Origin of the sequence: Clostridium ragsdalei P11 (assembly GCF_001675165.1) — a bacterium.
Lineage (GTDB): Bacteria > Bacillota > Clostridia > Clostridiales > Clostridiaceae > Clostridium_B > Clostridium_B ragsdalei.
On record NZ_LROS01000003.1, the window covers coordinates 44,745 to 68,784 of the forward strand.

At 32.3% G+C, this 24,040-nt stretch carries 24 protein-coding genes, 1 pseudogene and 1 riboswitch; of the genes and pseudogenes, 6 read left to right on the top strand and 19 right to left on the bottom strand.

What is annotated here, in order from left to right; translation table 11 throughout:
- Positions 1 to 69: 69 nt before the first annotated feature.
- Complete coding sequence (locus tag CLRAG_RS01325; protein ID WP_065076715.1) at positions 70 to 891, bottom strand: MetQ/NlpA family ABC transporter substrate-binding protein; 822 nt, start codon at positions 889 to 891, stop codon at positions 70 to 72.
- Between the two features lie 135 nt (positions 892 to 1,026).
- Positions 1,027 to 1,134, bottom strand: a riboswitch (SAM riboswitch).
- A gap of 249 nt (positions 1,135 to 1,383) precedes the next feature.
- Here CLRAG_RS01325 and CLRAG_RS01330 point away from each other — a divergent pair.
- Complete coding sequence (locus tag CLRAG_RS01330; RefSeq protein WP_065076716.1) at positions 1,384 to 2,274, top strand: D-alanine--D-alanine ligase; 891 nt, start codon at positions 1,384 to 1,386, stop codon at positions 2,272 to 2,274.
- A 184-nt stretch (positions 2,275 to 2,458) separates the two neighbouring features.
- A complete protein-coding gene (gene alr, locus CLRAG_RS01335) occupies positions 2,459 to 3,625 on the top strand; it encodes an alanine racemase (RefSeq protein ID WP_065076717.1) in 1,167 nt (388 codons plus the stop codon).
- A 421-nt stretch (positions 3,626 to 4,046) separates the two neighbouring features.
- On the opposite strand, the gene CLRAG_RS01340 is transcribed toward alr, so the two are convergent.
- The 3 genes from CLRAG_RS01340 to CLRAG_RS01350 form a co-directional block, all read right to left on the bottom strand.
- Positions 4,047 to 5,108, bottom strand: a complete 1,062-nt coding sequence (locus CLRAG_RS01340) for a DMT family transporter (protein ID WP_065076718.1) — start codon at positions 5,106 to 5,108, stop codon at positions 4,047 to 4,049.
- A gap of 23 nt (positions 5,109 to 5,131) precedes the next feature.
- Complete coding sequence (locus CLRAG_RS01345; RefSeq protein ID WP_065076719.1) at positions 5,132 to 5,404, bottom strand: metal-sensing transcriptional repressor; 273 nt, start codon at positions 5,402 to 5,404, stop codon at positions 5,132 to 5,134.
- Positions 5,405 to 5,509: 105 nt separating this feature from the next.
- Positions 5,510 to 7,987 carry an MBL fold metallo-hydrolase gene (locus CLRAG_RS01350; RefSeq protein ID WP_065076720.1) on the bottom strand — a complete coding sequence of 826 codons (2,478 nt, stop codon included), beginning with the start codon at positions 7,985 to 7,987 and terminating at the stop codon, positions 5,510 to 5,512.
- A gap of 151 nt (positions 7,988 to 8,138) precedes the next feature.
- Here CLRAG_RS01350 and CLRAG_RS01355 point away from each other — a divergent pair.
- Together CLRAG_RS01355 and CLRAG_RS01360 are read left to right on the top strand one after the other, a co-directional pair.
- Positions 8,139 to 8,645 (top strand): annotated as a pseudogene (locus CLRAG_RS01355) (amidase domain-containing protein).
- 76 nt (positions 8,646 to 8,721) lie between these two features.
- On the top strand, positions 8,722 to 9,432 hold the full coding sequence (locus tag CLRAG_RS01360) for a DUF554 domain-containing protein (RefSeq protein ID WP_065076721.1): 711 nt from the start codon (positions 8,722 to 8,724) through the stop codon (positions 9,430 to 9,432).
- A 771-nt stretch (positions 9,433 to 10,203) separates the two neighbouring features.
- On the opposite strand, the gene CLRAG_RS01365 is transcribed toward CLRAG_RS01360, so the two are convergent.
- Complete coding sequence (locus tag CLRAG_RS01365; RefSeq protein WP_065076722.1) at positions 10,204 to 10,776, bottom strand: nitroreductase family protein; 573 nt, start codon at positions 10,774 to 10,776, stop codon at positions 10,204 to 10,206.
- 440 nt (positions 10,777 to 11,216) lie between these two features.
- Here CLRAG_RS01365 and CLRAG_RS01370 point away from each other — a divergent pair, with 440 nt between their 5' ends.
- Positions 11,217 to 12,197: a D-isomer specific 2-hydroxyacid dehydrogenase family protein gene (locus tag CLRAG_RS01370; RefSeq protein ID WP_065076723.1), complete on the top strand. Its 981-nt coding sequence runs from the start codon at positions 11,217 to 11,219 to the stop codon at positions 12,195 to 12,197.
- 120 nt (positions 12,198 to 12,317) lie between these two features.
- Here CLRAG_RS01370 and CLRAG_RS01375 read toward each other — a convergent pair whose 3' ends face one another.
- On the bottom strand, positions 12,318 to 12,545 hold the full coding sequence (locus tag CLRAG_RS01375; RefSeq protein WP_065076724.1) for a DUF3892 domain-containing protein: 228 nt from the start codon (positions 12,543 to 12,545) through the stop codon (positions 12,318 to 12,320).
- 215 nt (positions 12,546 to 12,760) lie between these two features.
- On the opposite strand from CLRAG_RS01375, the gene CLRAG_RS01380 reads away from it, so the two are divergent.
- Complete coding sequence (locus tag CLRAG_RS01380; protein ID WP_065076725.1) at positions 12,761 to 13,513, top strand: hypothetical protein; 753 nt, start codon at positions 12,761 to 12,763, stop codon at positions 13,511 to 13,513.
- Between the two features lie 105 nt (positions 13,514 to 13,618).
- On the opposite strand, the gene CLRAG_RS01385 is transcribed toward CLRAG_RS01380, so the two are convergent.
- From CLRAG_RS01385 to CLRAG_RS01445, 13 genes are all read right to left on the bottom strand, one after another.
- Positions 13,619 to 14,071: a cupin domain-containing protein gene (locus CLRAG_RS01385; RefSeq protein WP_065076726.1), complete on the bottom strand. Its 453-nt coding sequence runs from the start codon at positions 14,069 to 14,071 to the stop codon at positions 13,619 to 13,621.
- Positions 14,072 to 14,088: 17 nt separating this feature from the next.
- The gene (gene eutH / locus CLRAG_RS01390; RefSeq protein WP_065076727.1) at positions 14,089 to 15,207 is read right to left on the bottom strand and encodes an ethanolamine utilization protein EutH; all 1,119 of its coding nucleotides are present in this window, start codon (positions 15,205 to 15,207) and stop codon (positions 14,089 to 14,091) included.
- Positions 15,208 to 15,236: 29 nt separating this feature from the next.
- The gene (locus tag CLRAG_RS01395) at positions 15,237 to 15,518 is read right to left on the bottom strand and encodes a EutN/CcmL family microcompartment protein (protein ID WP_065076728.1); all 282 of its coding nucleotides are present in this window, start codon (positions 15,516 to 15,518) and stop codon (positions 15,237 to 15,239) included.
- 25 nt (positions 15,519 to 15,543) lie between these two features.
- On the bottom strand, positions 15,544 to 16,263 hold the full coding sequence (locus CLRAG_RS01400) for a hypothetical protein (RefSeq protein ID WP_065076729.1): 720 nt from the start codon (positions 16,261 to 16,263) through the stop codon (positions 15,544 to 15,546).
- Entirely contained in the window at positions 16,264 to 17,097 is an 834-nt protein-coding gene (eutJ, locus tag CLRAG_RS01405; protein ID WP_065076730.1) for an ethanolamine utilization protein EutJ, read from the bottom strand. It abuts the gene before it with no gap.
- 12 nt (positions 17,098 to 17,109) lie between these two features.
- Positions 17,110 to 17,736 (bottom strand): phosphate propanoyltransferase, encoded by a 627-nt coding sequence (pduL, locus tag CLRAG_RS01410; RefSeq protein ID WP_065076731.1) that lies wholly within the window; start codon positions 17,734 to 17,736, stop codon positions 17,110 to 17,112.
- 13 nt (positions 17,737 to 17,749) lie between these two features.
- Entirely contained in the window at positions 17,750 to 18,505 is a 756-nt protein-coding gene (locus tag CLRAG_RS01415; RefSeq protein WP_065076732.1) for a cobalamin adenosyltransferase, read from the bottom strand.
- A gap of 65 nt (positions 18,506 to 18,570) precedes the next feature.
- A complete protein-coding gene (gene eutM / locus CLRAG_RS01420; protein ID WP_065076733.1) occupies positions 18,571 to 18,864 on the bottom strand; it encodes an ethanolamine utilization microcompartment protein EutM in 294 nt (97 codons plus the stop codon).
- Between the two features lie 19 nt (positions 18,865 to 18,883).
- Positions 18,884 to 20,356, bottom strand: coding sequence for an acetaldehyde dehydrogenase (acetylating) (locus CLRAG_RS01425; protein WP_065076734.1), 1,473 nt, complete (start codon positions 20,354 to 20,356; stop codon positions 18,884 to 18,886).
- Positions 20,357 to 21,085, bottom strand: a complete 729-nt coding sequence (locus CLRAG_RS21190) for a BMC domain-containing protein (RefSeq protein ID WP_065076735.1) — start codon at positions 21,083 to 21,085, stop codon at positions 20,357 to 20,359.
- Positions 21,086 to 21,087: 2 nt separating this feature from the next.
- On the bottom strand, positions 21,088 to 21,741 hold the full coding sequence (gene eutL / locus CLRAG_RS01435) for an ethanolamine utilization microcompartment protein EutL (protein WP_065076736.1): 654 nt from the start codon (positions 21,739 to 21,741) through the stop codon (positions 21,088 to 21,090).
- A 16-nt stretch (positions 21,742 to 21,757) separates the two neighbouring features.
- Positions 21,758 to 22,645: an ethanolamine ammonia-lyase subunit EutC gene (gene eutC / locus CLRAG_RS01440; RefSeq protein WP_065076737.1), complete on the bottom strand. Its 888-nt coding sequence runs from the start codon at positions 22,643 to 22,645 to the stop codon at positions 21,758 to 21,760.
- 15 nt (positions 22,646 to 22,660) lie between these two features.
- Positions 22,661 to 24,025, bottom strand: coding sequence for an ethanolamine ammonia-lyase subunit EutB (locus tag CLRAG_RS01445; protein ID WP_065076738.1), 1,365 nt, complete (start codon positions 24,023 to 24,025; stop codon positions 22,661 to 22,663).
- Positions 24,026 to 24,040: the final 15 nt, after the last annotated feature.

The window sequence follows — 24,040 nt, forward strand, 5'->3', positions numbered from 1 at the left end:
CCCATTTAAATATAAGGTTGTAAAAACATTCGGAGTATAAGCTTATTTTTCGTTTTGAAACTCTATCCCCTAAAATGCTGGAATTATGCTTCCATTATATTTTTCCTGTATAAACTTCTTAATTGATGGATCATTAACGGCTTTTGCCAATGCCTTAATATAAGGTTTGTCTTTATTTTCCTTTTTAACAGCAATTATATTAGCATAAGGTGAATCCTTAGATTCTATGGCAATAGCATCTTTAAGTGGATTTAGCTTTGCCTGAAGTGCATAGTTTGTATTTATAACTGCCGCATCTACTTCTGTTAAAGTTCTTGGAAGTTGTGGTGCATCAAGCTCCTGGAATTTTAAGTTTTTCTTGTTTTCAGTTATATCTAACTTTGAAATAAGATCTCCGCTCTTTACTTTTATAATTCCTTCATGAGCCAATAATTTTAATGCTCTTGCACCATTTGTAGGATCGTTTGGTATTGCAATTTCAGCACCATTTTTCAAATCTTTTAAACTCTTAATTTTATTGGAATAAACCCCCATAGGTTCAAGATGTACTTTTGCTACATAATCTAAATTTGTATTGTTCTTTTTATTGAATTCATTTAAATATGGAATATGTTGAAAAAAGTTTGCATCTATATCTCCTGAATCCAAAGCCTTATTAGGAGTTACATAGTCTGTAAACTGAACTATTTGTAAATCGTATCCTTGTTTCTTTAGTATAGGCTTTACCTTTTCTAGTATTTCAGCATGAGGCTGTGGAGATGCCCCTACTTTTATTACTTTTTTGTCATCACCTTTACTACTGCTTGAAGAACTTGTACTGCTTTGCGCACCACATCCAGCTAATGCCAAGATCAATGTTAACGATAAAATAACTGTAATTAATTTTTTCATTTTGATTCCCTCCAATTATAAAATAATAGACAATTTCTAAGCATTAAGCTGAAATATAAAATTTTCATATCATATTTTCAATTTAAAACCAAATAAAGCTCGAGGAACAACCTCGAGCTAAAAATCTCAATGATCCTCTCATCTTCCAGCTTATGCTGCAGGAATTAGCACCACTATACTATTAAAAATAGTATTGGTTGCCGGGCTTCATAGGGCCAGTCCCTCCACCTCTCTTGATAAGTTAATATTAAATTTTGTTAACTTGTGATTTACATTATAACAGCGAAATTTAAAGATGTCAACAACAACATTTTCTGTTCTTAAAGATTTTTTACTTTACTTTTAACTTAATATTTTTCCTTAACCATAAAGCCACATTTAGGATAAACTAGTTATCCTGTGGTTCTTTATTTTATATGGAAAATGTATAAAATAAATATTAGACATAGTAATTGAAAAATATTAAATAACAAGTTCAGTGGAGGAATTAACATGAAAATAGGAGTTATAATGGGTGGAATATCTTCTGAAAGAGAGGTTTCACTAAATTCAGGTAAAGAAATAGTAAACTGCTTAGATAAAAATAAATATGAGGTTGTACCCATTGTCATAGATAAAAAGAGAGATGTACTTGAAAAAGTAAAAGATATAGATTTTGCCTTTATTGCACTTCATGGTAAATTTGGTGAAGATGGTACTATACAATCAGTACTTGAAACCATGGATATACCTTACTCAGGATGCGGACCTTTGACAAGTGCCATTTGCATGGACAAAGATATGAGTAAAAAAGTGTTAAAATCTGCAGATATAAATACTGCCAAATGGATTTGTGTTAAATCTATAGAAGAAATTGATTATGATAAATTGGATGAGATAGGCTATCCTGTAGTTGTAAAGCCTAACTGTGGTGGTTCAAGTGTTGCTACTAATATAGTTAAGAAAAAAGAAGATATTGAAAATAATGTAAAGTTAGCTCTAGATTATGACACTGAAGTTGTTATTGAGAAATATATACAGGGAGATGAAATAACATGCTGTATGTTAAAAGGTAAAACTCTTCCTGTAATTGCAATAAAACCTAATGCAGAATTCTTTGACTACACTGCAAAATATGCAGATGGTGGTTCTGATGAAATAGTTGTAGAACTTGAAAAATCTCTTCAAGAAAAAGTTGAAAAAATATGTGTTCAATGCTGGGAAGTTCTCAAATGCAAAAGCTATGCAAGGGTAGATATGATAGTTGAAAATGGTATTCCTTATGTGCTTGAACTAAACACTTTACCAGGCCTTACAAAAAATAGCCTATTTCCTAAGAGTGCTGGTGGAGTTGATATATCCTTTTCTCAACTATTGGATAAAGTAATTCAATATTCACTCTAATTTTTGTGGAATTTCTAATTTGAAGTTGCATTCATAGACATCAATAGATTTTTATTAATTGAAAATTATATTCTAAGTTAAGAATTAATAATCATCTATAACTATTAATTCTTAACTCTTAATTTTTAATTATGCATTATTATTGATAGGATAATATCTATCAATATCGAAAGGAGAATGTGTTTTGTTTAAAGATTACAGACCTGTATGGGAAGAAATTAATTTAGACAATCTTGTATATAATATACGTCAAATAAAGCTGAAAGTTGGCAACAATAAAGGACTGATAGGTGTTGTTAAAGCTAATGCCTATGGTCATGGAGCTTTAGAAGTATCACAGGTTTTATTAGAAAATGGAGTAAATAGATTGGCCGTATCTGAGTTAGATGAAGCAATAGAACTTAGAGAAAATGGAATTAAAGCTCCCATAATGATACTTGGCATAGTACCAGATACTTTTTTGAATGACATAATAGATTATGACGTAGAGCCAGTGGTGCCTTCTTATGAATATGCAAGTAAATTATCAAAGGTAGCTAAAAGTAAATGGAAAACTGCAAAAATACACGTTGCAGTAGATACTGGAATGGGAAGAATAGGATTTCAGCCAAATGAAAATAGCATAGAAGAAATATACAACATAAGCAAGCTTCCCAATATAGAAATACAAAGCTTATTTTCTCATTTTTCCACTTCAGATGAAAAAGACAAAACATATTCACATGAACAATTTGAAAAGTACAAAACATTTTACAATGAGCTCATAAATAGAAACATAAAAATAAACATAAGAGATATCGCAAATAGTGCAGCTATAATGGAATTGCCTGATACCTATTGTGATTCAGTTAGACCAGGAATAATAATTTATGGATACTACCCTTCAGATGACGTAGATAGAAATGATCTAAGCATAAAACCTGTAATGAGTTTGAAAGCTAAAGTAGCTTACGTAAAGACATTAGAAGCCGGGAAATACGTTGGCTATGGAAGAAAGTTCAAATCTGAAAGAAAAAGTGTAATAGCTACACTTCCAATAGGATATGCAGATGGCTATACTAGAATGCTTTCAGGAAAGGCAAAAGTAATAGTCAATGGTAAATTTGCACCAGTAGTTGGCAACATCTGTATGGATCAGTGCATGATAGATGTTACAGATGTAGGTGAAGTAAATGTAGGCGATGAGGTAATACTCATGGGTGAAAAAAACGGATTAAAATTTGATGCAGAAGATATAGCTAAAACAATTGGAACTATAAGTTATGAAATACTCTGCTCCATAAGTAGAAGAGTTCCAAGGGTATATATAAAAGACGGAAAAATAATCAAAATTAGAAATTACCTGAAATAAATATAGAGTTTCCAGATTGAAAGTTCACTTATACTAAATCATATAATGACAAATTTCATCACGTTAAAAACTTTAATAAGTCTAAAGTTTTTAAATGTGCTTTCAATTTTGTCATTATATTTTATGTATAAGTTTAAACTTCAATTGGAAACTTTACAGATATATGTTTCTAACTTAAAAATCAACTTATACGCAAGCATATTTTTACAACAATGAAGCTCTTTTAAATATTTTGTTTATAAGACTTAGTAAAAAATTTTTAAAAAATCTAGAACTTTTGAATTGTTTGAGGTACGAGTTTTCAAAAGTTCTCAGTATTTTTTTAAATTTTTTACTTAGCCTTATCAAAATATTTAACGAGCTGAAGGTTGTAAAAAATATTTGGAGTATACGTTGATTTTTCGTTTAGAAACTCTATTCTTTAATGGGCATGTCTATGATGCAAGTCTGGAGTATGAGGATGACAATGTTCCATTCTCTCATGAACGTGATAGTGAGTGTGATACACACTATCAGGTATACCAGGATGATGATGATTGTGATGTCCATCTGTATGACAATGTCTGTGTTCATGGGCCATATATAAATGAACATGCATATGACTGTGATTTTCCCTTATAATAAGAACCGTTCCTGCAATCATAAGAGGAAGTGCAAGTGCAAAAGTAACACCTGGAACTTCTCCTAGCAAAATAAAAGATAATATAGTGCTTATAAAAGGTGCTGCACTGAAAAATGCACTGGTTCTAGCACTACCTAAATTTCTCATTGCAAATACAAACAAAACCGTACTAAATCCATAGCTTAAAAATCCAAGCAACAGTGCCATAAGAACTATTTTAAAGTCTGGCAAATGACTTCCTAAAATCATTGACAAAATTAATGAAAATGTCCCTGCTCCCAATCCTTTTACTATAACTATTGTATAAGGATTTTTAGCAGATATATTTCTTGTAAAATTATTATCTATTCCCCAACATACGCAAGCCAGTATTATTCCTAAGGCCCCTAAAGATATTCCCCACTGACCTGCAAAGTTCCAGGATAAAATCACGCTAGCGGAGAGTATACATACTATAGCCGCACCAACTCTCCTGCCGATATTCTCCTTAAAAAACAGTGCTGCAATAATTGTAGTAGCTACACCTTCAAAATTCAAAAGCAATGATGCAGTAGCTGCTGGAGTTACTTTTAGACTTATCATTTGAATTATAGGTCCTAAAATTCCTCCAAAAATAACAGCTCCTAAAAGCCATGGGAAGTCTTTTCTAGTTAACCCTGCTTCGTCTATATTTTTTTTGTATAAAATTTTTTCTAACGTCTGAAATGTTAAAAGCCCTGCACCGCTTCCAATATATAAAAGAGCAGCCAAAGGAACTGGATCTATTTGTCCAAGAAGGATTTTTGAAATAGGTGCACTGGCTCCAAAAAGTAGTGCAGAAAAAAGAGCTTGAAATATTGGATATAATTTAGTATTCCTCATTTATAACACTCCTAATTTAAAAATTATTCCCAAAATTTATCAATGGCATTATTCAAATTATCTAAGACCTCTTTATCATTTTTTTCAACTGCATCCTTCACACAATGATTGATATGATCTTTCAATATTACTTTTCCTGTATTATTGAGTGCAGATCTTACTGCAGATATTTGAATAATGACTTCACTACAGTCCCTTCCTTCTTCTACCATACGCTTTACAGCCTCCAGATGTCCAATTATCCTGGATAATCTATTTACAACTGCTTTATTATTTGGATGATTGTGTTTTTCCATATAAACATCTCCTTATCCCCCTATAGGGGTTATTTTAATTATAATACATCATACTTTTATTGTAAATAGTGTTAAAAAAACAAGCCCCCTTATGGGGCCTGATCTCTACCATTTTAACGTGCATCCAGTTTTATACTCAAATTCTTTCTTTACATCCTCCATATTTTCTACATTATCATCTTCTAATTTTAATTCCACACTTAAATCACTGCTATTAAAAGACGGATTTTTCTTCAAATCTATCCCTTTACTTTTACAAAGTATAGATGCAATTTGCAATATTTCATTTTGATTTGCACTATTTGCTACTTTCATATTCCACCCTGTAAGGCGAACTAATTCCTCTATGTTTTTTTTATACTTTTTACCAATTACAGGGCTTATAAATGTAAGTTCTATATATCTTCCCTTAGGATTCGACTTTACACTTTTTTTGTAAGGCCTAAACTGTTCTCTTTCAAAAGTTTCATCTATTATATTTAAAGCTTTATTTTGTTCCATCATTTCGCACTCATCTTCAGCTTTAATAATCGTACTATCTTTTAGATCTATTCCTGGAGATTGTACTAATACTTGAAGTCCTGTAATGTTTTCAATTTCAGATAATTTTTCTTTTTCCACATTACATTTAGAATTCAGCATAACTACAACCTGATTTTCTCCTAATCTATAAGATATTTTTTTAATAGATACATCCTGTAAATTTATCCTTACAACTTCGGAAACTGCATTTATATTTACAGCATTATTTATTTCTACCTTCCACTTAACCTCTTCTTCAAATTTTTTTATCTCCTCGTATATACTCTTATCAACTACAGCTGGAAAATCAAAATTTAAAATCACCTTTTTCTGGTCACATATAAAACTAATTTTCTTTGTATTAAATTTATTAAAATATTTATCTGCAGCTTCTTTTAATTCATTTAATTTGATCTCATTATTTTTTAAATTCTGAGAGACCTTATCCTCAGGATTGATTTTAAATAGAAACAATCTCCTTGTGTCACTTTCAAAATAAGGACATTCTACTATAATTCTTTGAAAATCTTCTAAAGCATTTTTGCTCTTGTTATTTCCCTTCCATATAAATATAAGTTCTTCTAATGTAAAAAGTCTTTCACCGTAATTATAAAGTACGAACTCCCATAACCTTTTTACATTATTTTCATCCATTTCTTCACAACAGTTCATAACTTTATCAATACTTTTTTTCCACTGTTTTCTTGGATTTTTTATATTTATTTCATAAACTTCGCTGCACCTAGGTGCATATACCCTTCCTCTTACATCTTTTGAAAGCTCTTTTGACAAGTTTTCCACTACCTCTTCATTTCCATGAACTAGAAATATATTTTTAGGTGTTAAAAAATCTATAAGAGATTTTATTTCATATTTATCACTGTGGGCGGAAAGTCCTACTTTTTCTACCTTGCAATTTACAGGAACAGTTTTTTCATTTATGTAAAGTTTTTTGTCCTCTTCTTCATCTAAAAGATTTAGTAATTTTCTTCCCGGGGATTCCTCGTCCTGATATCCCGTTATAACTATGTACCCATTTTCCATAGGGGCTATTTTTTCTGCATAATATTGACTGTACCCTCCAGTAAGCATTCCTGAACTTGACACTATTACACAAGGCCTATCGTCTTTTAATATCTCTTCTCTAAGTTTATTATTATCTACTGCAATTATATTGTCATCATAAAAAGGTTCAATTCCTCTGAGTATCTTTTTTCCTAAAGAATTTTTAAGGTACAGCGGATTTAATTTGTAGGTCCTGTTTATATCCTTTATCATACCATCCACATAAACTTTAATATCTTTTAATATATTTTTATTTACTGCTTTTTTTATAATAAGAAGCACTTCCTGAGCCCTTCCAAGAGCAAAAGCAGGAATAAGCATTTTCCCCTTTTTTTCTATACAGTCACTTATTATATTAATGAGTTTTTCCTCTTCCACTTCTCTATTTGAATGAAGTCTATCTCCATAAGTGGATTCGAAGATTGCTGCATCTGGCCTTAGTTTTGGAACTTTCAACCCTTCCACAGTTTTTTGTGAAAATATTGAGAAATCTCCAGAATAAAATAATGATCCCTCTGGAGTTGTAATATAAATACAAGCAGCTCCTGCTATATGTCCTGCTGTATAAAAAGTAAGTTTTATATTTTCAAATATAGAAAATTCCACCATATAATTTATAGGAAATACACGATTTAACATGCTTATAACGTCTCCTTCAGCATAAAGCGGAATCTCTCCTTCCCTATTTTTCATTATTTTTAAACTATCATACAAAAGTACTTTCATTAAATCCTTTGTCATCCTAGTTGTATATATTCTAGCCCCTGGATATTCCTTACTTATTATAGGCAGAGAACCTATGTGATCCATATGAGCATGACTTACAATTATAACATCTACTCCTCCCTGATCTTGAATTGATTTAAAATCCGGTAGGGTATCTTTAGAGGAACTCTGTCTTATGCCGCAATCAAGAAGTATATTTTTATTATATATGTTCAAAAGGATACAACTTCCACCTACTTCTCTAGCTCCTCCTAAAAATGAAATGTTCATGTTGGTCTATCACCTCTCCTTTTTTATCCTTTACAACTTTATAATTATTATATCCTATAGAATTGCAAAGTAAAAATTAGATTTGTTATTTTACGCACTTGCCTAAGATTTATACATAAAATATACTGTGATTAATTTTATAGGAGAAATTATGAGTTATAGAGATACTTCATCCTACTCTAGAACTTCAGCTATAAATTATGCAATAAAGTACGCCCTCACCCCCAATCCAAACTACAAATATTTTTCCATATACTAAACTATCGGCGGCGACTGCACAAATTTCACTTCACAGTGCTTGCATGCAGGAGGAGCGCCTATGGTCTTTTCAGGTAAAAACACCTGGTGGTATAACATTAGAACTAATAAATGGTCAGTTTCCTGGACCGTGGCAGGTTCTCTTTACTGGTATTTAAAAATTAACGCTGAAAAAAATTCCTACGGCATAAAAGGAAGAGAAGTGCCTTCTATTTCTTCTCTTGAGATAGGCGATCTAATATTTTATCGAAATAGTAAAGGTACAATAGCTCATTCTGCCATCATCACTTCTTTCCGTAACGGTCGGCCACTCATATCCCAGCATACTTTTAATGCCTTAAACATAACTTACGTAAAAGATTGGGCATCTAAAATGCACTTTATGAAAATATGGCTATAAAATTTTGTTTACAATGCCTATTATAAAAGTATATAATATCTCTATGTAGATAAGAAAAATGGGTGGTTTGATAAACATGATAGCAGTTATAGTAAACTTTATTTCCATAATAATAGGAAGTATAATTGGAATATTTTTAAAAAATGGTATACCAGAAAAAGTTAAGGAAAGCGTTTTTAGTGGACTTGCTTTATGTGTTCTATACATTGGAATTTCAGGTTCCTTAAAGACAAATAATGTACTTACTCTAATAATATCCATAGTAATAGGTACAATTTTAGGAGAACTAATAGATATAGATAAACATATAACAAGTCTAGGAAATTTAATAGAAAGTAAATTTAAAACTAAAGGTGGAAAGATATCAGAAGGGTTCGTAACGTCAAGCCTTTTATTTTGTGTAGGAGCCATGGCAATAGTCGGATCTCTAGAAGCAGGTCTTGATGGAAATTACAAAACACTTTTTGCAAAATCCGTAATAGATGGAGTTTCCGCAATTATTTTTTCCTCTTCCTTAGGCATTGGTGTAATGATTTCATCTGTAAGTGTACTTATATACCAGGGTGCTATAACCCTTGGAGCAGTGTTTTTAAAAAGTGTACTGACGAGCTCAGTTATTGCTGATATGACTGGAATAGGAAGCCTCCTCATTATTGGACTTGCCCTAAATATGCTTAACATAACTAAAATAAAAATAGCAAATTTGCTGCCTTCAGTCTTTATGCCAATTTTTGCATACATAATTTATACTAACTTTCATCACTTTTTATCCTATATTCCATTTTAAACATTGTAAATAAAAATTTAACATATACTTACAAATTTCAACTAGAACTTTTCGTACGATGTTACTTCTAAAAATAAACAGAGTTCTTGGTTTCAGACGTTATTCCCCACTTTATAAGGAAATCATATATTCCAAATATTTGATTTAGCGACAGTCGCTTTCGCTGTGTGCGATAGGTATTACGGTTGGTAGCCATCGGATAAATGTATATGAAGAGATACTTTACTGTATATTTTCTAACTTAAAAATCAACTTATACGCAGGCATATCTTTAAGTTAAGAATTAATAATGAAAAGTTAATAGTAAAAGATGATTTTTAGCTATCGCAAAAAATCTTTAAATTTATATAAATCAGCAATGTTTCGCTTTAGCAAAACGAGTTGTGAAGAGCTTAATCAAAGATTTTTTGTAGTACAACGGAAAAAAATCCACATTAACTATTAATTCTTCATTCTTAACTATTAATTAAAAATATTTAAAGTATAAGTTGATTTTTAAAAGTAACACTATATGGGTTATTCTAGCTTGAAATTTTAACTTATACATGAAATATAATGACAAAATTGAAATCACATTTAAAAACTTTTTTAAATAAGTCTTAGCTTGGTATTTTAGAAAACCTTAGGAACTTAGATATGTTTGAGGTACGAGTTTATCTAAGTTCCTTTAGTTTTTCAAAATGCCAAGCTTTAGACTTATTAAAAGTTTTTATAGTGATGGAATTTGTCATTATATGATATTGTATAAGTGAACTTTCAACCTAGAAATATCTAAATGTCTAAGATTATATCTTCTAAACTTCTTTTTGGTACATGGTGAACCTTATTCTCATCTCTCCAGTACTTCACATCATTATTTGAATCCATAGCTTCTATAACCACTTGTTCCTTTGGCTTTCCAAGAGCTACTACCAATATAATTTCATATTTTTCATCCAAATTAAGACTTAACTTTAATTCTTTTTTATTCACATTTCCAAGCATACATCCGCCAAATCCTTTTTCTACAGCTCCCAGTAAAATAGTTTGAGCTGCTATTCCAGGATCAAATGATGGACTTTTACTAATAGACGTGTCATTAAGTATAACAATGTAACCACTTGGTTTTTCTCCTTCTTCAGGTCCATTCCAATCCTTTAAGTACCCTGCCCAACCCAAAGTCTTAAATATTTTTTCATTATTATCTTTGGTATTTGATATAACATATTTTAGTGGCTGCAAATTTGAACCTGATGCTGACAATCTAGCAAGGTTTACTAACTCCTTTAAAGTTTCCACAGTTATTTTTTCATCCTGATAGAATCTTCTACAGGATCTATTTTTTAAAACTAGTTCTTTTATCATATTCATCCCTCCAAACTAATAACTTAAGGCATTTGAAAGAAAATAACAAGTCAAAGATACGAAGAATGTTTTTTATCCGATGACTAACCCGCTCTAATACTCACACTTTTCCAAGTGTGAGTAAAGAGCGGCTATGTCCCTGGATAACAATTTCTAAGCATCAAGTGCCAAGAACTTTGTTTATCAGACAAGGAGGCAGGTTCCACAGATAGTGAATCCTATCTAAGGGTTCTACCGACGCAGTATGATAAAAAATAGGCTAGCATACTGACTTGTTATTTCTTTGAAAATGCCTAATATCATTACAAGTATCATATCTCTAAACAAATTGAATATCAATCAAATATAGTAAATACAAAGGTAACATTGAATTATATCTCCTGTTACTATAAAATTATATGTAGTAAATATTATTCATAAAAAGGGGGAGCTAGAATACAATGAAAGTTTTGGCATATAGTCATAGACAAGATGAAACTGAATATTTCAAAAAATTCAGTGAAAAATACGACGTGGAGGTTGTATTGTGTGATGATCCACCAACTATGGAAAATGCAGACTTGGCCAAAGGATTTGACTGCATCAGCATTATCACAACTAAAATTTCAGATAAATTAGTAGAAAAATTTCATGAAATTGGAGTAAAATTTATATCCACAAGAACAATAGGATATGACCATATAGACATAAAAAAGGCGAAAGAGCTAGGTGTCCATATAGGCAATGTAAACTATTCACCAAATAGTGTAGCCGATTATACAATTATGATGATTCTTATGGCTATAAGAAAAATGAAAGCTATTATGGAACGAAGTAATGTACAGGATTATTCTTTAAAAGGTGTTCAAGGTAAAGAGCTTCACAATTTAACTGTAGGTGTTATTGGTACAGGAAGAATTGGCCGTGCAGTTATAAGTCGTTTAAGTGGATTCGGCTGCAAAATATTGGCTTATGATTTATACGAAAATGAAGAAATAAAGAAGTATGTTACATATGTTACACTAGAAGATCTCTTTAAAAACAGTGACATTATTACAATGCATGCACCTGCAACAGATGACAATTATCACATGATAAATAAGGATTCCATAGCACTTATGAAAGATGGTACATTTATTATCAATATAGCCCGAGGCTCACTTATCAATACTGAAGATCTCATAGACGCCATTGAAAATAAAAAAATTGGTGGTGCAGCTATAGACGTTATTGAAAATGAATTCGGACTTTGCTATAACGATTTAAAATGTGAGATACTAGATAAAAGGGAAATGGCAATTTTAAAGTCTTTTCCAAATGTAATTGTTACACCTCACACAGCGTTTTATACAGATCAAGCTGTAAGTGACATGGTAGAACATTCTATTTTAAGTTGTGTTTTATTCATGGAAGGCAAAGAAAATCCATGGCAAATTGAATAAACAAAAGTTCTTATGCACTCTTCTTTTTTTGATAAAAGAAGAGTGCATTGATTTTAATGTTTTTTTATCTTATTTATAGAATATAGAAATCTTAGCAACTAGACTTAAACCATAATCAAGTTAAAATCTTGGTAAATCCTTTAAATTTTCAACATCCATAACATCAGGGTCAGCTACTAAATATTCTCCTCCATCTTTACCTTTAAATACACCAACACCTTCAATTATGTGTTCCCTTGCCATCATTATAGCGTGATTTAAAGGAAGCACTTCTCCATTTTCAAGTAATACATCTGTAATTTTTCCATTTTTATCTTTTCTTACTTTAGTTATTTTTGAATTTTTCATTCTATACCTCCTGATTAGATATATCATTCATATATATTTTGGTAGAAAACTCAATTACTTATACAACATATTTTTTTATCTTATGATTGCACAATTATAACTTTTCTAATCACAATTGAAGTTAATAATGAACTGAGTCTTGTTATTGACAGTACAAAATGTAAGTGATATATTTATAACATAAGTTAGAAATATATCACTTTGGAGGGGATTTTATGAAAAAAACTATTATTAAGAGTTCTATAGTATTTATGATAATTTTTGCTTTATTTTTTATAGCATTAAATAAATCAACTGTTCATGCATTAAATTGCTATACAGTAAGTTTATCAAATTTTAAAGAGGTATCCAAAAACATTTATGTAAAACCAAATACTTCTGATAAAGATATAAATAATATATTGAGTACCATTTCCAAATCTAAAAACATTGTGTCCAATTTATATGGAAGTTTCAATGCTAAACCTGTCTTTATAATTAGCAAAGATTCAACAGCCTTAAAAAAATTTGGTGTTGAAAATAAAACAGGAGCTACACAAAAAACTATACTAGGTAGCTACATAGTTCTGGGACCAGAGGGGTTAAATACTAATGTAATTTCTCACGAACTCACTCACAGTGAGTTCGCCTACAGGATTAATAAAAGTAAAAGTACAAAAATACCTGTGTGGTTTGATGAGGGAATGGCAATGCAAGTAGATAATAGACCTAAATACTCTGAAGAGCAATGGATAAAGAAAACTCAAAATGGCACAAAGGTACCTGATATGAAGACTTTAAATTCATCTACACAATTTTATGCGGCTGATTTAGATACAAGAGTGTTAAATTACACTTTGGCAAAGCATGAAGTACATAGATGGTTATCTATTGTAGGTCAAAAAGGTCTATCACAGTTAATTGATGATATTAATAATGGTAATAATTTTTACAAGTCTTATAACACTATTGAAAAAATGCCTAAATAGTTACATTTTTATATATAATTGTCCATATCATACACGCTAAAAAGCCCCTATACGGGAACTTTCCGCATAGAGGCATTATCATTTTAATTCATTAAATATATCTAACTACTTATTTTCTTCAGCCCAGTCAGCAGGATAAGTACAGTACATGAACTTTGCATATTTAGGTGCAGAAAATTTAATTTTTGAATTTCTTGGTATCATTAAAATGTCACCCTTATTTCCGCCAATCCTTTTATCACCTATTACAATCTCAAGCCTGCCTTCTATAATATAATCTATTTCTTCATACTTAAGTGTCCAATCAAATGTAGTTTCAGTCATTTCCATAATACCACATCCCATATATGGACTTTCATCAAGAGTTAATACATCTGTAAGCAGTACATTGTCTCCTTCTTTTCCTGTATCGAACTTTTGACATTTTACTGTATCAGTTTTTACATGAATAACTCCTCCAGGACCAACTTCCTTTTCAAAATCATTATTACTTGATAATTTTTCAGATAAAATTTTTTTTACTATTTCTTCAATAAACTTTTCATTAATTTCAGCCATTTCAAACACACCTCTCTTTAAGCATTTTTAACATCAATTTTTTCAACAGTATTTTTCTTAATAGTACTTTTTGGTGCTATAAGTGAAGCAACTGCCACAGCACTTATTCCACCTATAAGCTTTCCTACAATCATTGGAAATATCATCTGCTTGTTTACACCTGCTGCAAATCCAAGATGATCGCCGAACACAAAAGCTGCACTTACTGCAAACGCAACATTTAATACTTTTCCTCTATCATCCATGTCCTTCATCATTTGAATCATAGGTATGTCATTTGCAAGAGTTGCAACCATTCCTGCTGCAGCAACATCTCCCATACCTAAAAGTCCACCAAGCTTCATAAGAGGCTTTTTGAAAACTTTTGTTATAACATAAACAAGTGGGAATGCACCTGCAAGCATAATTGCAATATTTCCTACAATCAATATACCATCTGAAAGTGGAGCCATTCCAGGTATTACTACAATACCTGTAAGCGTTTGAATTATTATGGCAGCAAGTCCTACTGTTATCATTACTGTAACAGCATTTCCAAATATGTTGAATCCCTTGATCATACCATTAGGTACTCTCCACAAACCTATTGCTATTAATGCTGCAAATATTATTATAGGTACAAGATTTTTTAATATCATAACTATGTTGAATCCAGCTGCAATACCACCAAAGAAGCATCCTACTGGAATTGTCATTATACCTGCAAGTACACCTTTTGCAAGGAATTTTCTATCTTCTTTTTTTATTATTCCAAGTGCTACAGGAATAGTGAATACAATAGTAGCTCCCATCATTGAACCTAATATTAAACCTGCAAATTGCCCTGCATCATGTGAAAGTGCCAATTTAAGTGCAAGAGGATACCCGCCCATATCACATGCAAGAAATGTCGTTGCAAACATTGAAGGGTCTGCACCAAGTGCAGTATAAATAGGTACAACAACTGGTTTCAATACTTTAGCTAATACTGGAGCTAGAGAAACAACTCCAACCATAGAAATTGTAAGAGAACCCATAGCATTGAAACCTTCTTCAAATTTTTCACCAAGTCCAAATTTATTTCCTATACACTTGTCCAAAGCTCCAAATACCATAAATATTACCATTATATAAACAATTATCTGATTTATTCCCATATTAAACCTCCTTTAAACTACATTAAAAATTATTTTTTCTCACCTTTATCTACCTCCACGTTATCTACTATACCAACAATGGTTGCGTCTACAGGTATATATTTTTTACCAAGACATACTCTAGCAGAACTTCCCTTTACTACGAGAACTATCTCTCCTATACCAGATCCTATGCTGTCTACCGCTATAAACGTATGCCCTTCATAATGAGAATAACAATCTATGGGTTGAACAACAAGAAACTTAAGTCCATTAAGGTCATCATCTTTCTTCGTTGCCCATACATTTCCAACAATTCTACCTATTTGCATATAACAATCCTTTCCTTTGAAGTCATCATATTCTATTAACTTTTAACCCATTTATCTTTATGTAATCAACAGCAAGAGAAGTTATAATGGCATTTTTAGGAATTCTTATATCCATATATCCTTTTTCACAAGCTTTTCTAATTTCCGATTCAGTTATCAACTTTTTGCCTGTAAATTCAAGCATATTTTTATTTTTTTTATCCGCGCCTTCATTTTTATGATCAATTGCACTGTTCTTAATATTCTCCTCATCCCTGCTATTCTGTTTAAATCCACTAAATTCATCTACAAAGTTTTCTCTATCCACTATGCATACCCCATACTCACAAAGCTTTTTTTCATACTCCTCATAAAGTTTATACAAAGCCTTGTTAGAAGTAGCTGCATATTTCCTATACGCTATACCATCATCGAGTAAAAATACTTTTTTGCCTAACAAAAGTGCTTCAAGAACTATCTGCCCTTTTATACCACTTTCCAATCCCATGGCTATATTTACAATTTCCTTATTGCTCAAGGATGTAATTATAATTTTTTCATATGTGAGAATATCCTTTTTGTCTTCCATATAGTCTATTTCATATCCAAGAAAATCCAATTTCTGCTCTATAATTTTAAAACTTTCATCTCTACTTTTATCAAGCACCAAAATTCTTTTTAAGGATTTCTGAGGATATCCATTTTCATCCTTCAATCTTTTCATTATTTCCCGTGTAACCACATCAACAATAGCATTAATATCCATTTAATCACCTTCTTTATTAGAACAGTTTAAAGCAATTCCTATTGGAGTTACTAGCAATGGATTTGACGGTTTAACTGTTTTTATGCCAGTTTCTTTCTCAATAACACTCTCAAATCCTTTTAAACAACATGTACCACCTACAAGATAGATCGTGTTTACTTTAAATTCTCTTATGTGACTTTTTATTATGGAAGCCACTTTCTGTATTACAGGTCTTACAATATTAAAAATTTCATTCTGTTTTTCACTTGTTTTTTTCATTTTTTCTGCTTCAGTAAAACTTATCCCATACTGTCCAGCTATTACAAGAGATAAATGTGTACCCCCTGTAGGTTCATCAGCTGTGTATATAGTTTTTCCATTTTCAAATATGGAAAGTCCTGTAGTTCCACCACCTATATCTACTACAACTCCATCTTCTATATTGAGAACTGAATTTGCTGCAGTAGGTTCATCAAGTATTGCAGTAACATCCATTCCCACTCCCTCCACTATATATCTATGAGTATCAGCATCTCTTTTCCCTGTGCCAGGAGGAACAGCAATAGCTGCTTTAACAAGTTCTATTCCTGTTTTTTCTTGAATTTTCTTTTTTAATCTTCTTACTATATCACTTGCTCCAGTAAAATCTACTACCAATCCATCTTTAACCACTTCAGCATATTCCATTTCACAAGCTACAGGATTTTTATTACTATCAAGCACAACTATCACTATGTAGGAAGTGCCAAGATCAACTCCCACCAAATATTTTTCATTTTTATCTGCTTTTACAGGATACTTTATACTTTTTTCTACTGAACTTACAAAGTTATTTATCTCTTCAAGATTCACAGCAGGCACCTCCTATTTAACTATCTTTGCATTCATTCCCTTTAGATAACAACATGCATTAGCTTCATCAAAATCAATGTGCATAGCCGTTTTATATTTATTGCTCACCCTTATAACTACATCACCAAATATAAGAGATCTTTCTCCTAAGGTCTGAATTTTTACGTTATCCCCATTTTGTACTCCATATAATTTTGCATCAAATGGAGTCATGTGGATATGTCTTTTGGCCACAATCACTTTTTCATCAGCCTTTATAACAGACTTTCCTGCAGCAATAATAAGTGATGCACTTTTTTTTAAATTTCCAGATTCTCTAACTGGAGGATTAATACCAAGAGCAGCAGCATCTGTTTTAGAAACTTCCACCTGTGTTTCATTTCTAACAGGTCCAAGCACTGACACATTTTTTATAACACCTTTAGGTCCAATAAGCATTACCTTTTCATTGCTTTGAAACTGTCCAGGTTGAGAAAGGTCCTTTTTCTTTGTAAGCCTATACCCTTCACCAAAAAGATTCTCCATATCCTCCTGTGATAAATGAACATGCCTTCCAGATACTTCTATAGGAATGGGTCTATGGTTTAAAATCATCTCTAATATCTTATTTGCAACAGTTTCAATATCATAATTGTTCAATTACTTCACCTCTTTATTTATACATTCCTGCTCTATACTTGCACATCATTATATAAAAACAACTGCTGAGCCTGTTTAAATGCATGACAATGTCCTCTCTTGTCAGAACACCTTCCATATTTTTAAAAGCTTTAAACGCACATATTTCAACTTTTCGTGAATAGCTTCTCAAAGAATTAAGCATTACTACCATTTCACCCATATCCGCTTGTGTTATAAAATGATCCACATTAAAATATTTTTTGGGATGATGTGACATTTCCCTAAGTTCACTGTCATTCATTCCAAGTAAAACCAAATCTCCAAGTTTTTCTTCAAGTACTTCTGCTCTTAAAATATTTCTTACAAATTTAAGAACTTCCCCCAGGTCTTTTGCAAGGCTGGAACATTTATTTTTTTCAGCCTTAACCTGGGCTTCAAGTATATTGGATTCAAGGTTATCAAGTTCACCTCGAAGTATTATTCTTGGATGATCTTTATAAACAAGTTTGTTTCCATAAAGTTGTGTCATAAACTCAGGCTTTTTTTCATAATATCCTCCCTGAAGTGTTACATACACAGGTTTTATAGTTTTATCTATAGGTGCCACATTATTGGGCAGAGCAGATTTTTTTTCGTCATTCTCTTCTTTAATAACAAGTTTTATATTCTTGTCATTTAAGTACTGCCTTGCAGAAGGAGTAACTATAACATTTTTTGTTATAGCATATTCAGAAATATTTTTATTTCTTAAACTCGTTCTAAGCTCATACTCCGTTAATACACTCATACCATCACATCCTTTTAAGAATGTATATTACCCGGGTATTTTTTATCCCGGGCTTTTATCTTTTTTTAGTCTTCTACTCTCTCTACCTTAGGTAAAATGTATTCAACTTCATTATGAGGTCTTGGTATTACATGTACGGAAAGAAGTTCTCCAACTCTTTCAGCAGCTGCAGCACCTGCATCTGTTGCAGCTTTTACAGCTCCAACATCTCCTCTTACCATTACAGTTACAAGTCCTCCACCTACATGTACCTTACCTATAAGTGTTACGTTTGCTGCTTTTACCATAGCATCAGAAGCTTCTATTGCTGCTACCAATCCCTTTGTTTCAATCATTCCTAAAGCATTTGTATTTGTCATATTAATTCCTCCCTATATTTTACAAACTAAGCTTTTCAGCTATTTTTTTAGTTATAAGTTCAATGTACTGATCAGAAATATCCAAAACAGTGTGTGAGGTTTCTCTGTCACTACAATTACTTACAAAATTTTTTATATCTTCTATTTCCTTTACTCCATAGGCAACTCTTCTTATATTTATAAGATTCCTAGGTCCTACATTATCAGAAGTTGCACTTCCTCCAACTGCTCCGCATCCAAGTGTAAGTGCAGGCACTAGATTTGTAGTAGCTCCTATTCCTCCAAGTGATCCTGGCGTGTTTACAAGTATTCTGGATACAGGTTTTTTAAGTCCAAATTCTTTTACTATTTCTTCATTATTTGAATGTATTATGAGAGTATGTCCTATACCTTCATTATTTAAAAGCTCAATGCATCTCTCGCAAGCTTTTTCCCAATTTTCTTCACAGTAGAATGCTAAAATCGTTGTAAGCTTTTCCCTTGAAAATGGGTTATCTTTTCCAACTGTCGTCTGCTCTGAAATCAATATTCTTGCATTTGGATCTACAGTTATACCTGCCATTTCAGCTATTTTCTGAGCTGATTTTCCTACAATTTGAGGATTCATAGTACCATTTGCTCTCAATATAAACTTTGCTACTTTTTCTGATTGTTCTTTAGATAAGAAGTATGCTCCTTGGCGTTTAAGCTCATCTACAACTTCATCTTTTATACATTTTTCAACTACTATGGACTGTTCTGAAGCACATATTACCCCATTGTCAAAAGTTTTACTATCCATTATTCTTTTTACTGCAAGTTTTATATTTGCTGTTTTTTCAATAAAAGCAGGTCCATTTCCAGGTCCAACTCCTATAGCCGGAGTTCCTGAACTGTATGCTGCCTTTACCATAGCTGATCCACCTGTTGCTAGTATGAGATCAACGTTTTTCATAAGCTCATGAGTTCCTTCCATAGTAAGTATACTCATTCCGGAAACCATTCCTAAAGGTGCTCCTGCCTCAACAGCTGCATCACTTACAACCTTTATAGCTTCTGCAATGCAATGTCTTGCCTTTGGATGAGGACTAAATACAATTGCATTTCCCGATTTTAAAGCTATAAGACTTTTATATATAACAGTAGAAGTAGGATTAGTTGATGGTACAAGCCCTGCAATAATACCTACAGGTGAACCTATCTCTAATACTTTTCTATCTTTGTCATCTCTTAAAATACCTACTAACTTCATGTCCTTTATATTTTCATACACTATTTCACTAGCAAACTTATTTTTAATTATCTTATCAGGTAAATTTCCAAAAGTTGTTTCTTCTACAGCAAGTTTTGCTAATCTTTCAGCTTGTAAGCCAGCAGATTCCGCTACATGCTCAATAATTTTATTCATCTTTTCCTGACTGAATTTACAATATTCTTGTTGAGCTTGTCTTGCCTTTTCAACAAGCCGCCTTACATCTTGTATAGATTGTAAATCCCTATCTATATTTTCCATTTACTTTAACCTCCTTGTATAGTACTCTAAAATTGCTTTAATCAGCTGCTTTTTCTTGCCAAATTTAATGTCCTTCTTAGTCAATGAACTTAAATTCATTTTTCTAGCCATATTTCTGAGTTCAATAACTTTCATTCTTTCAAGTTTTTGTTTTATTTCGAGAAGTGACCCTGATTTTCTCTCCTCATCAACTTTTACTCTCTCTGGTTGTTCCTGATTTGATTCATCTGGAGCTAGTTTTTCCAGATTTTCTGAACCTTCTGGTTCTGATTCTTTCTGATCTGGTTCCTCTATATCCTGCTCTTCTGGATCTTCTCTCTCTTCTATCTCCTCTGGCTTTTCTATTTCATCTAATTTTTCTTGCTTTTCCAATTTCTGTAATTTTTTTACACATTCAAGCTTTTCCAACTCTTCTGGTTTTTCCTGTATTTCTTTAAGCACCATATCTTTCTTTTCTGTTTCACAGAAAAATTTAAATACATCATCAGCAGGCCGTGGTATAACAAATGCCGAGATTAATTTTCCCACTTTATTTACTGCTGTTTTAGCAGCTTCAATAGATGCATTTACAGCACCAACATCACCCGTAACCTTGATAGTAACAAGCCCCTCCCTTATAAGTTCACAACCAGCAAATTTAACATTTGCAGATTTTAGAGAGACATCCAGTGCTTCTACAGCTGCTATATATCCTAATGTTTCAACCATGCCTAATGCTTGACTATACATTTTTAAAACTGAGTAGGATTATCGGCTACAAATTTTACTGAATTGGCAAATGCATCACAAGCAGCTTTACAAGCAGATTGGCTTCCTGTCAAAAGCCCTCCTCCAAAATTAGTCTCAGATGGAGGTCCATAAAATGTTGCAACTTTTACATCTGCTGCCTTTAAAGCTGCATCTAGTCCATATATTGCTTCAAGAGGTGGTGCTATAAGATAAGCTATTGCTTCACCCTCTGGTATACCAGCTACTTTTGAAAGATATGTACCTGTTCTTGAAATACATTGTGCATAATAAATAATATCGTCCTCATCATTTGCACTATAAAAACAAGCTTTACTATTTATGAACTCTACTGCTGCATCTAATCCACTTCTAATTTCAGCAGGATTAGGAGCCGCAAGAATTCCTATAAATTCTCCTGCAAGTTTTGTGCTTGCATTTCCTGAACCTGCATACATAGATTTTGCATATACTACTTCAACATCAGCTTTTTTTGTAGCTTCATCAATTGCTGTATATGAAACATCATCTATATCGGAAGTTATAAGTCCAAGACTTCTTTGATTTGACTGCAAATTTAGCGCTTGTGCCAAATCAGGGTCAACACTAGGAATTATTTTTACGCTCAACACACGGGCTTTTATTGGATCATTTTTCATATGCTTTTCCTCCTAATTAAAGTTTTAAATCAACTCCACTTTTTTTCTCTTCTAAAATAGTTTTTATAATATCCGCAATATGAGCTCCTGCTTCTACCGGAGGTGTTCCTCCTCTATGAATATTAGAAACAACGGTTCTTCTAGCTTCAGGCATATTAACAGTTGCTCTATAAGCCATATAGGCACTCATACTTTCAGCTGTTACAAGTCCCGGTCTTTCTCCAATAAGTACACACGTAACTTCAGCATCAAGTGTTTCTGATATAACATCCATGGCAGGCACTCTGCCATATTTTACAAAAAACGGTGTACCTACCTTTATTCCATAGCCTTCAAGTCCTTGAATCATTGCAGGCAAAACATCACTTACATTTGATTCAATTGAAGTTGAACTAAGTCCATCTGATACGTAAATCTGAACTTGTGGTTTCATTATGCATTTTTCTCTTACTTTGTCTAACTCTTCTTTTTCAAATTGTCTTCCAAGATCAGGTCTCGTAAGATATTCATCTTTATCTTTACACTTTGTTTTTATTGAAAACAAATTCATCTTTTTTATAAATTCTTCAGGAACACTTGTAAATACGGCATCCATTGCCGCAGCATGATCTGCTCTAAATCTCAAAAGCGATTCTGTGTTATACCTTGTTCCTGTTCTCCACATACCAAGCCTTGCAGATGTCATTTGTTTTGCTTTCATATATGCTTCTCTATTCTCTGGATTGGGCACATAAAAAAGGTCTCTCAAATTTTTTTCTGTTATATCAGGTAAAATGCCGCCAGATATATCATTTTGCACACTGCTGTTACTTATATCTAATTTATCAGTATCCTTTTTATCAGCAGAAACCACCTCACATAGAACCTGCTCAATCATCTTTTTTAATTCATTTTCTGATACCATTATTTTCACCCCTTATTATTTAAGAAATATAGACGCATCTCCAGCAATTTCAGTGAATTTGCCATCTTTAGTTATTCCCATTTTTTCAAGCCACTGATCAAATTCCTTTATAGGCTTCAATCCAAGTAATTGTCTAAGTGTTGGAGTGTCGTGATAACTTGTACATTGGTAATTAAGCATTACATCATCACCAAAAGGTACACCCATAAAGTAATTACAACCAGCCGTCGCAAGAAGTACAGCCAAATTTTCAATATCATTCTGATCTGCTTTCATATGATTTGTATAACAAGCATCACATCCCATAGGTATTCCAGTAAGTTTTCCCATAAAATGATCCTCAAGTCCAGCTCTTGTAACCTGTTTATTATCATATAAAAATTCAGGTCCTATAAATCCAACAACTGTATTTACAAGAAATGGACTATACCTTTTTGCCAGCCCATAACACCTAGCTTCCAATGTCACTTGATCTGCACCATTATGTGCATTTGACGAAAGTTCAGAACCCTGACCTGTTTCAAAATACATTACATTAGGGCCTGTGGATGTTCCAAGCTTTGTAACAATTTCCTTTGCTTCATCCAGCATACTTGCAGTTATTCCAAAAGCTTCATTACCCTTTTGAGTACCAGCAATACTCTGGAAAATCAAATCTGAAGGAGCACCCTTTTTGATAGCTTCCATCTGTGTTGTTACATGTGCAAGCACACAAGCCTGCGTAGGTATTTCCCACTTATTCTTTATTTCATCAAATTTATTTAAAATTTTAGTTACATTATCTACTGTATCTTCAACAGGATTTAATCCTATTACAGCATCACCAATTCCATAGGATAAACCTTCCATAAGAGATGCTACTATGCCATCAATATCATCTGTGGTATGATTTGGCTGTAATCTTGATGAAAGAGTTCCTTCTAGCCCTATAGTAGTATTGCAGTGAGCTGTTCTTCTAATTTTCCTTGCTCCAACAATAAGATCCATGTTTGACATAAGTTTTGCAACTGCAGCAACCATCTCACTTGTAAGTCCTCTGCTTACCCTTTTTATTTGCTCACCAGTTGTTTTAATATCTAATATCCATTCTCTAAGTTCACTAACTGACCAATTTCTAATTTCATTATAAATTTTTTCATTTACAGAATCCTGTATTATTCTTGTTACTTCATCTTCATCATAGTCAACCACAGGATTATTTCTAAGATCTGCTAATGTCAAATGGCTTAAAACCACTTTTGCAGCAATTCTCTCAGAAACTGTAGATGCAGCTATACCAGCAAGTTTATCTCCTGATTTTTCCTCATTTGCTTTTGCAAGCACCTCTTTAACTGATTTAAATTCATACGTTTGACCAAATAATTTGGTTTTTAAAATCATTTATCTTCACCCCTT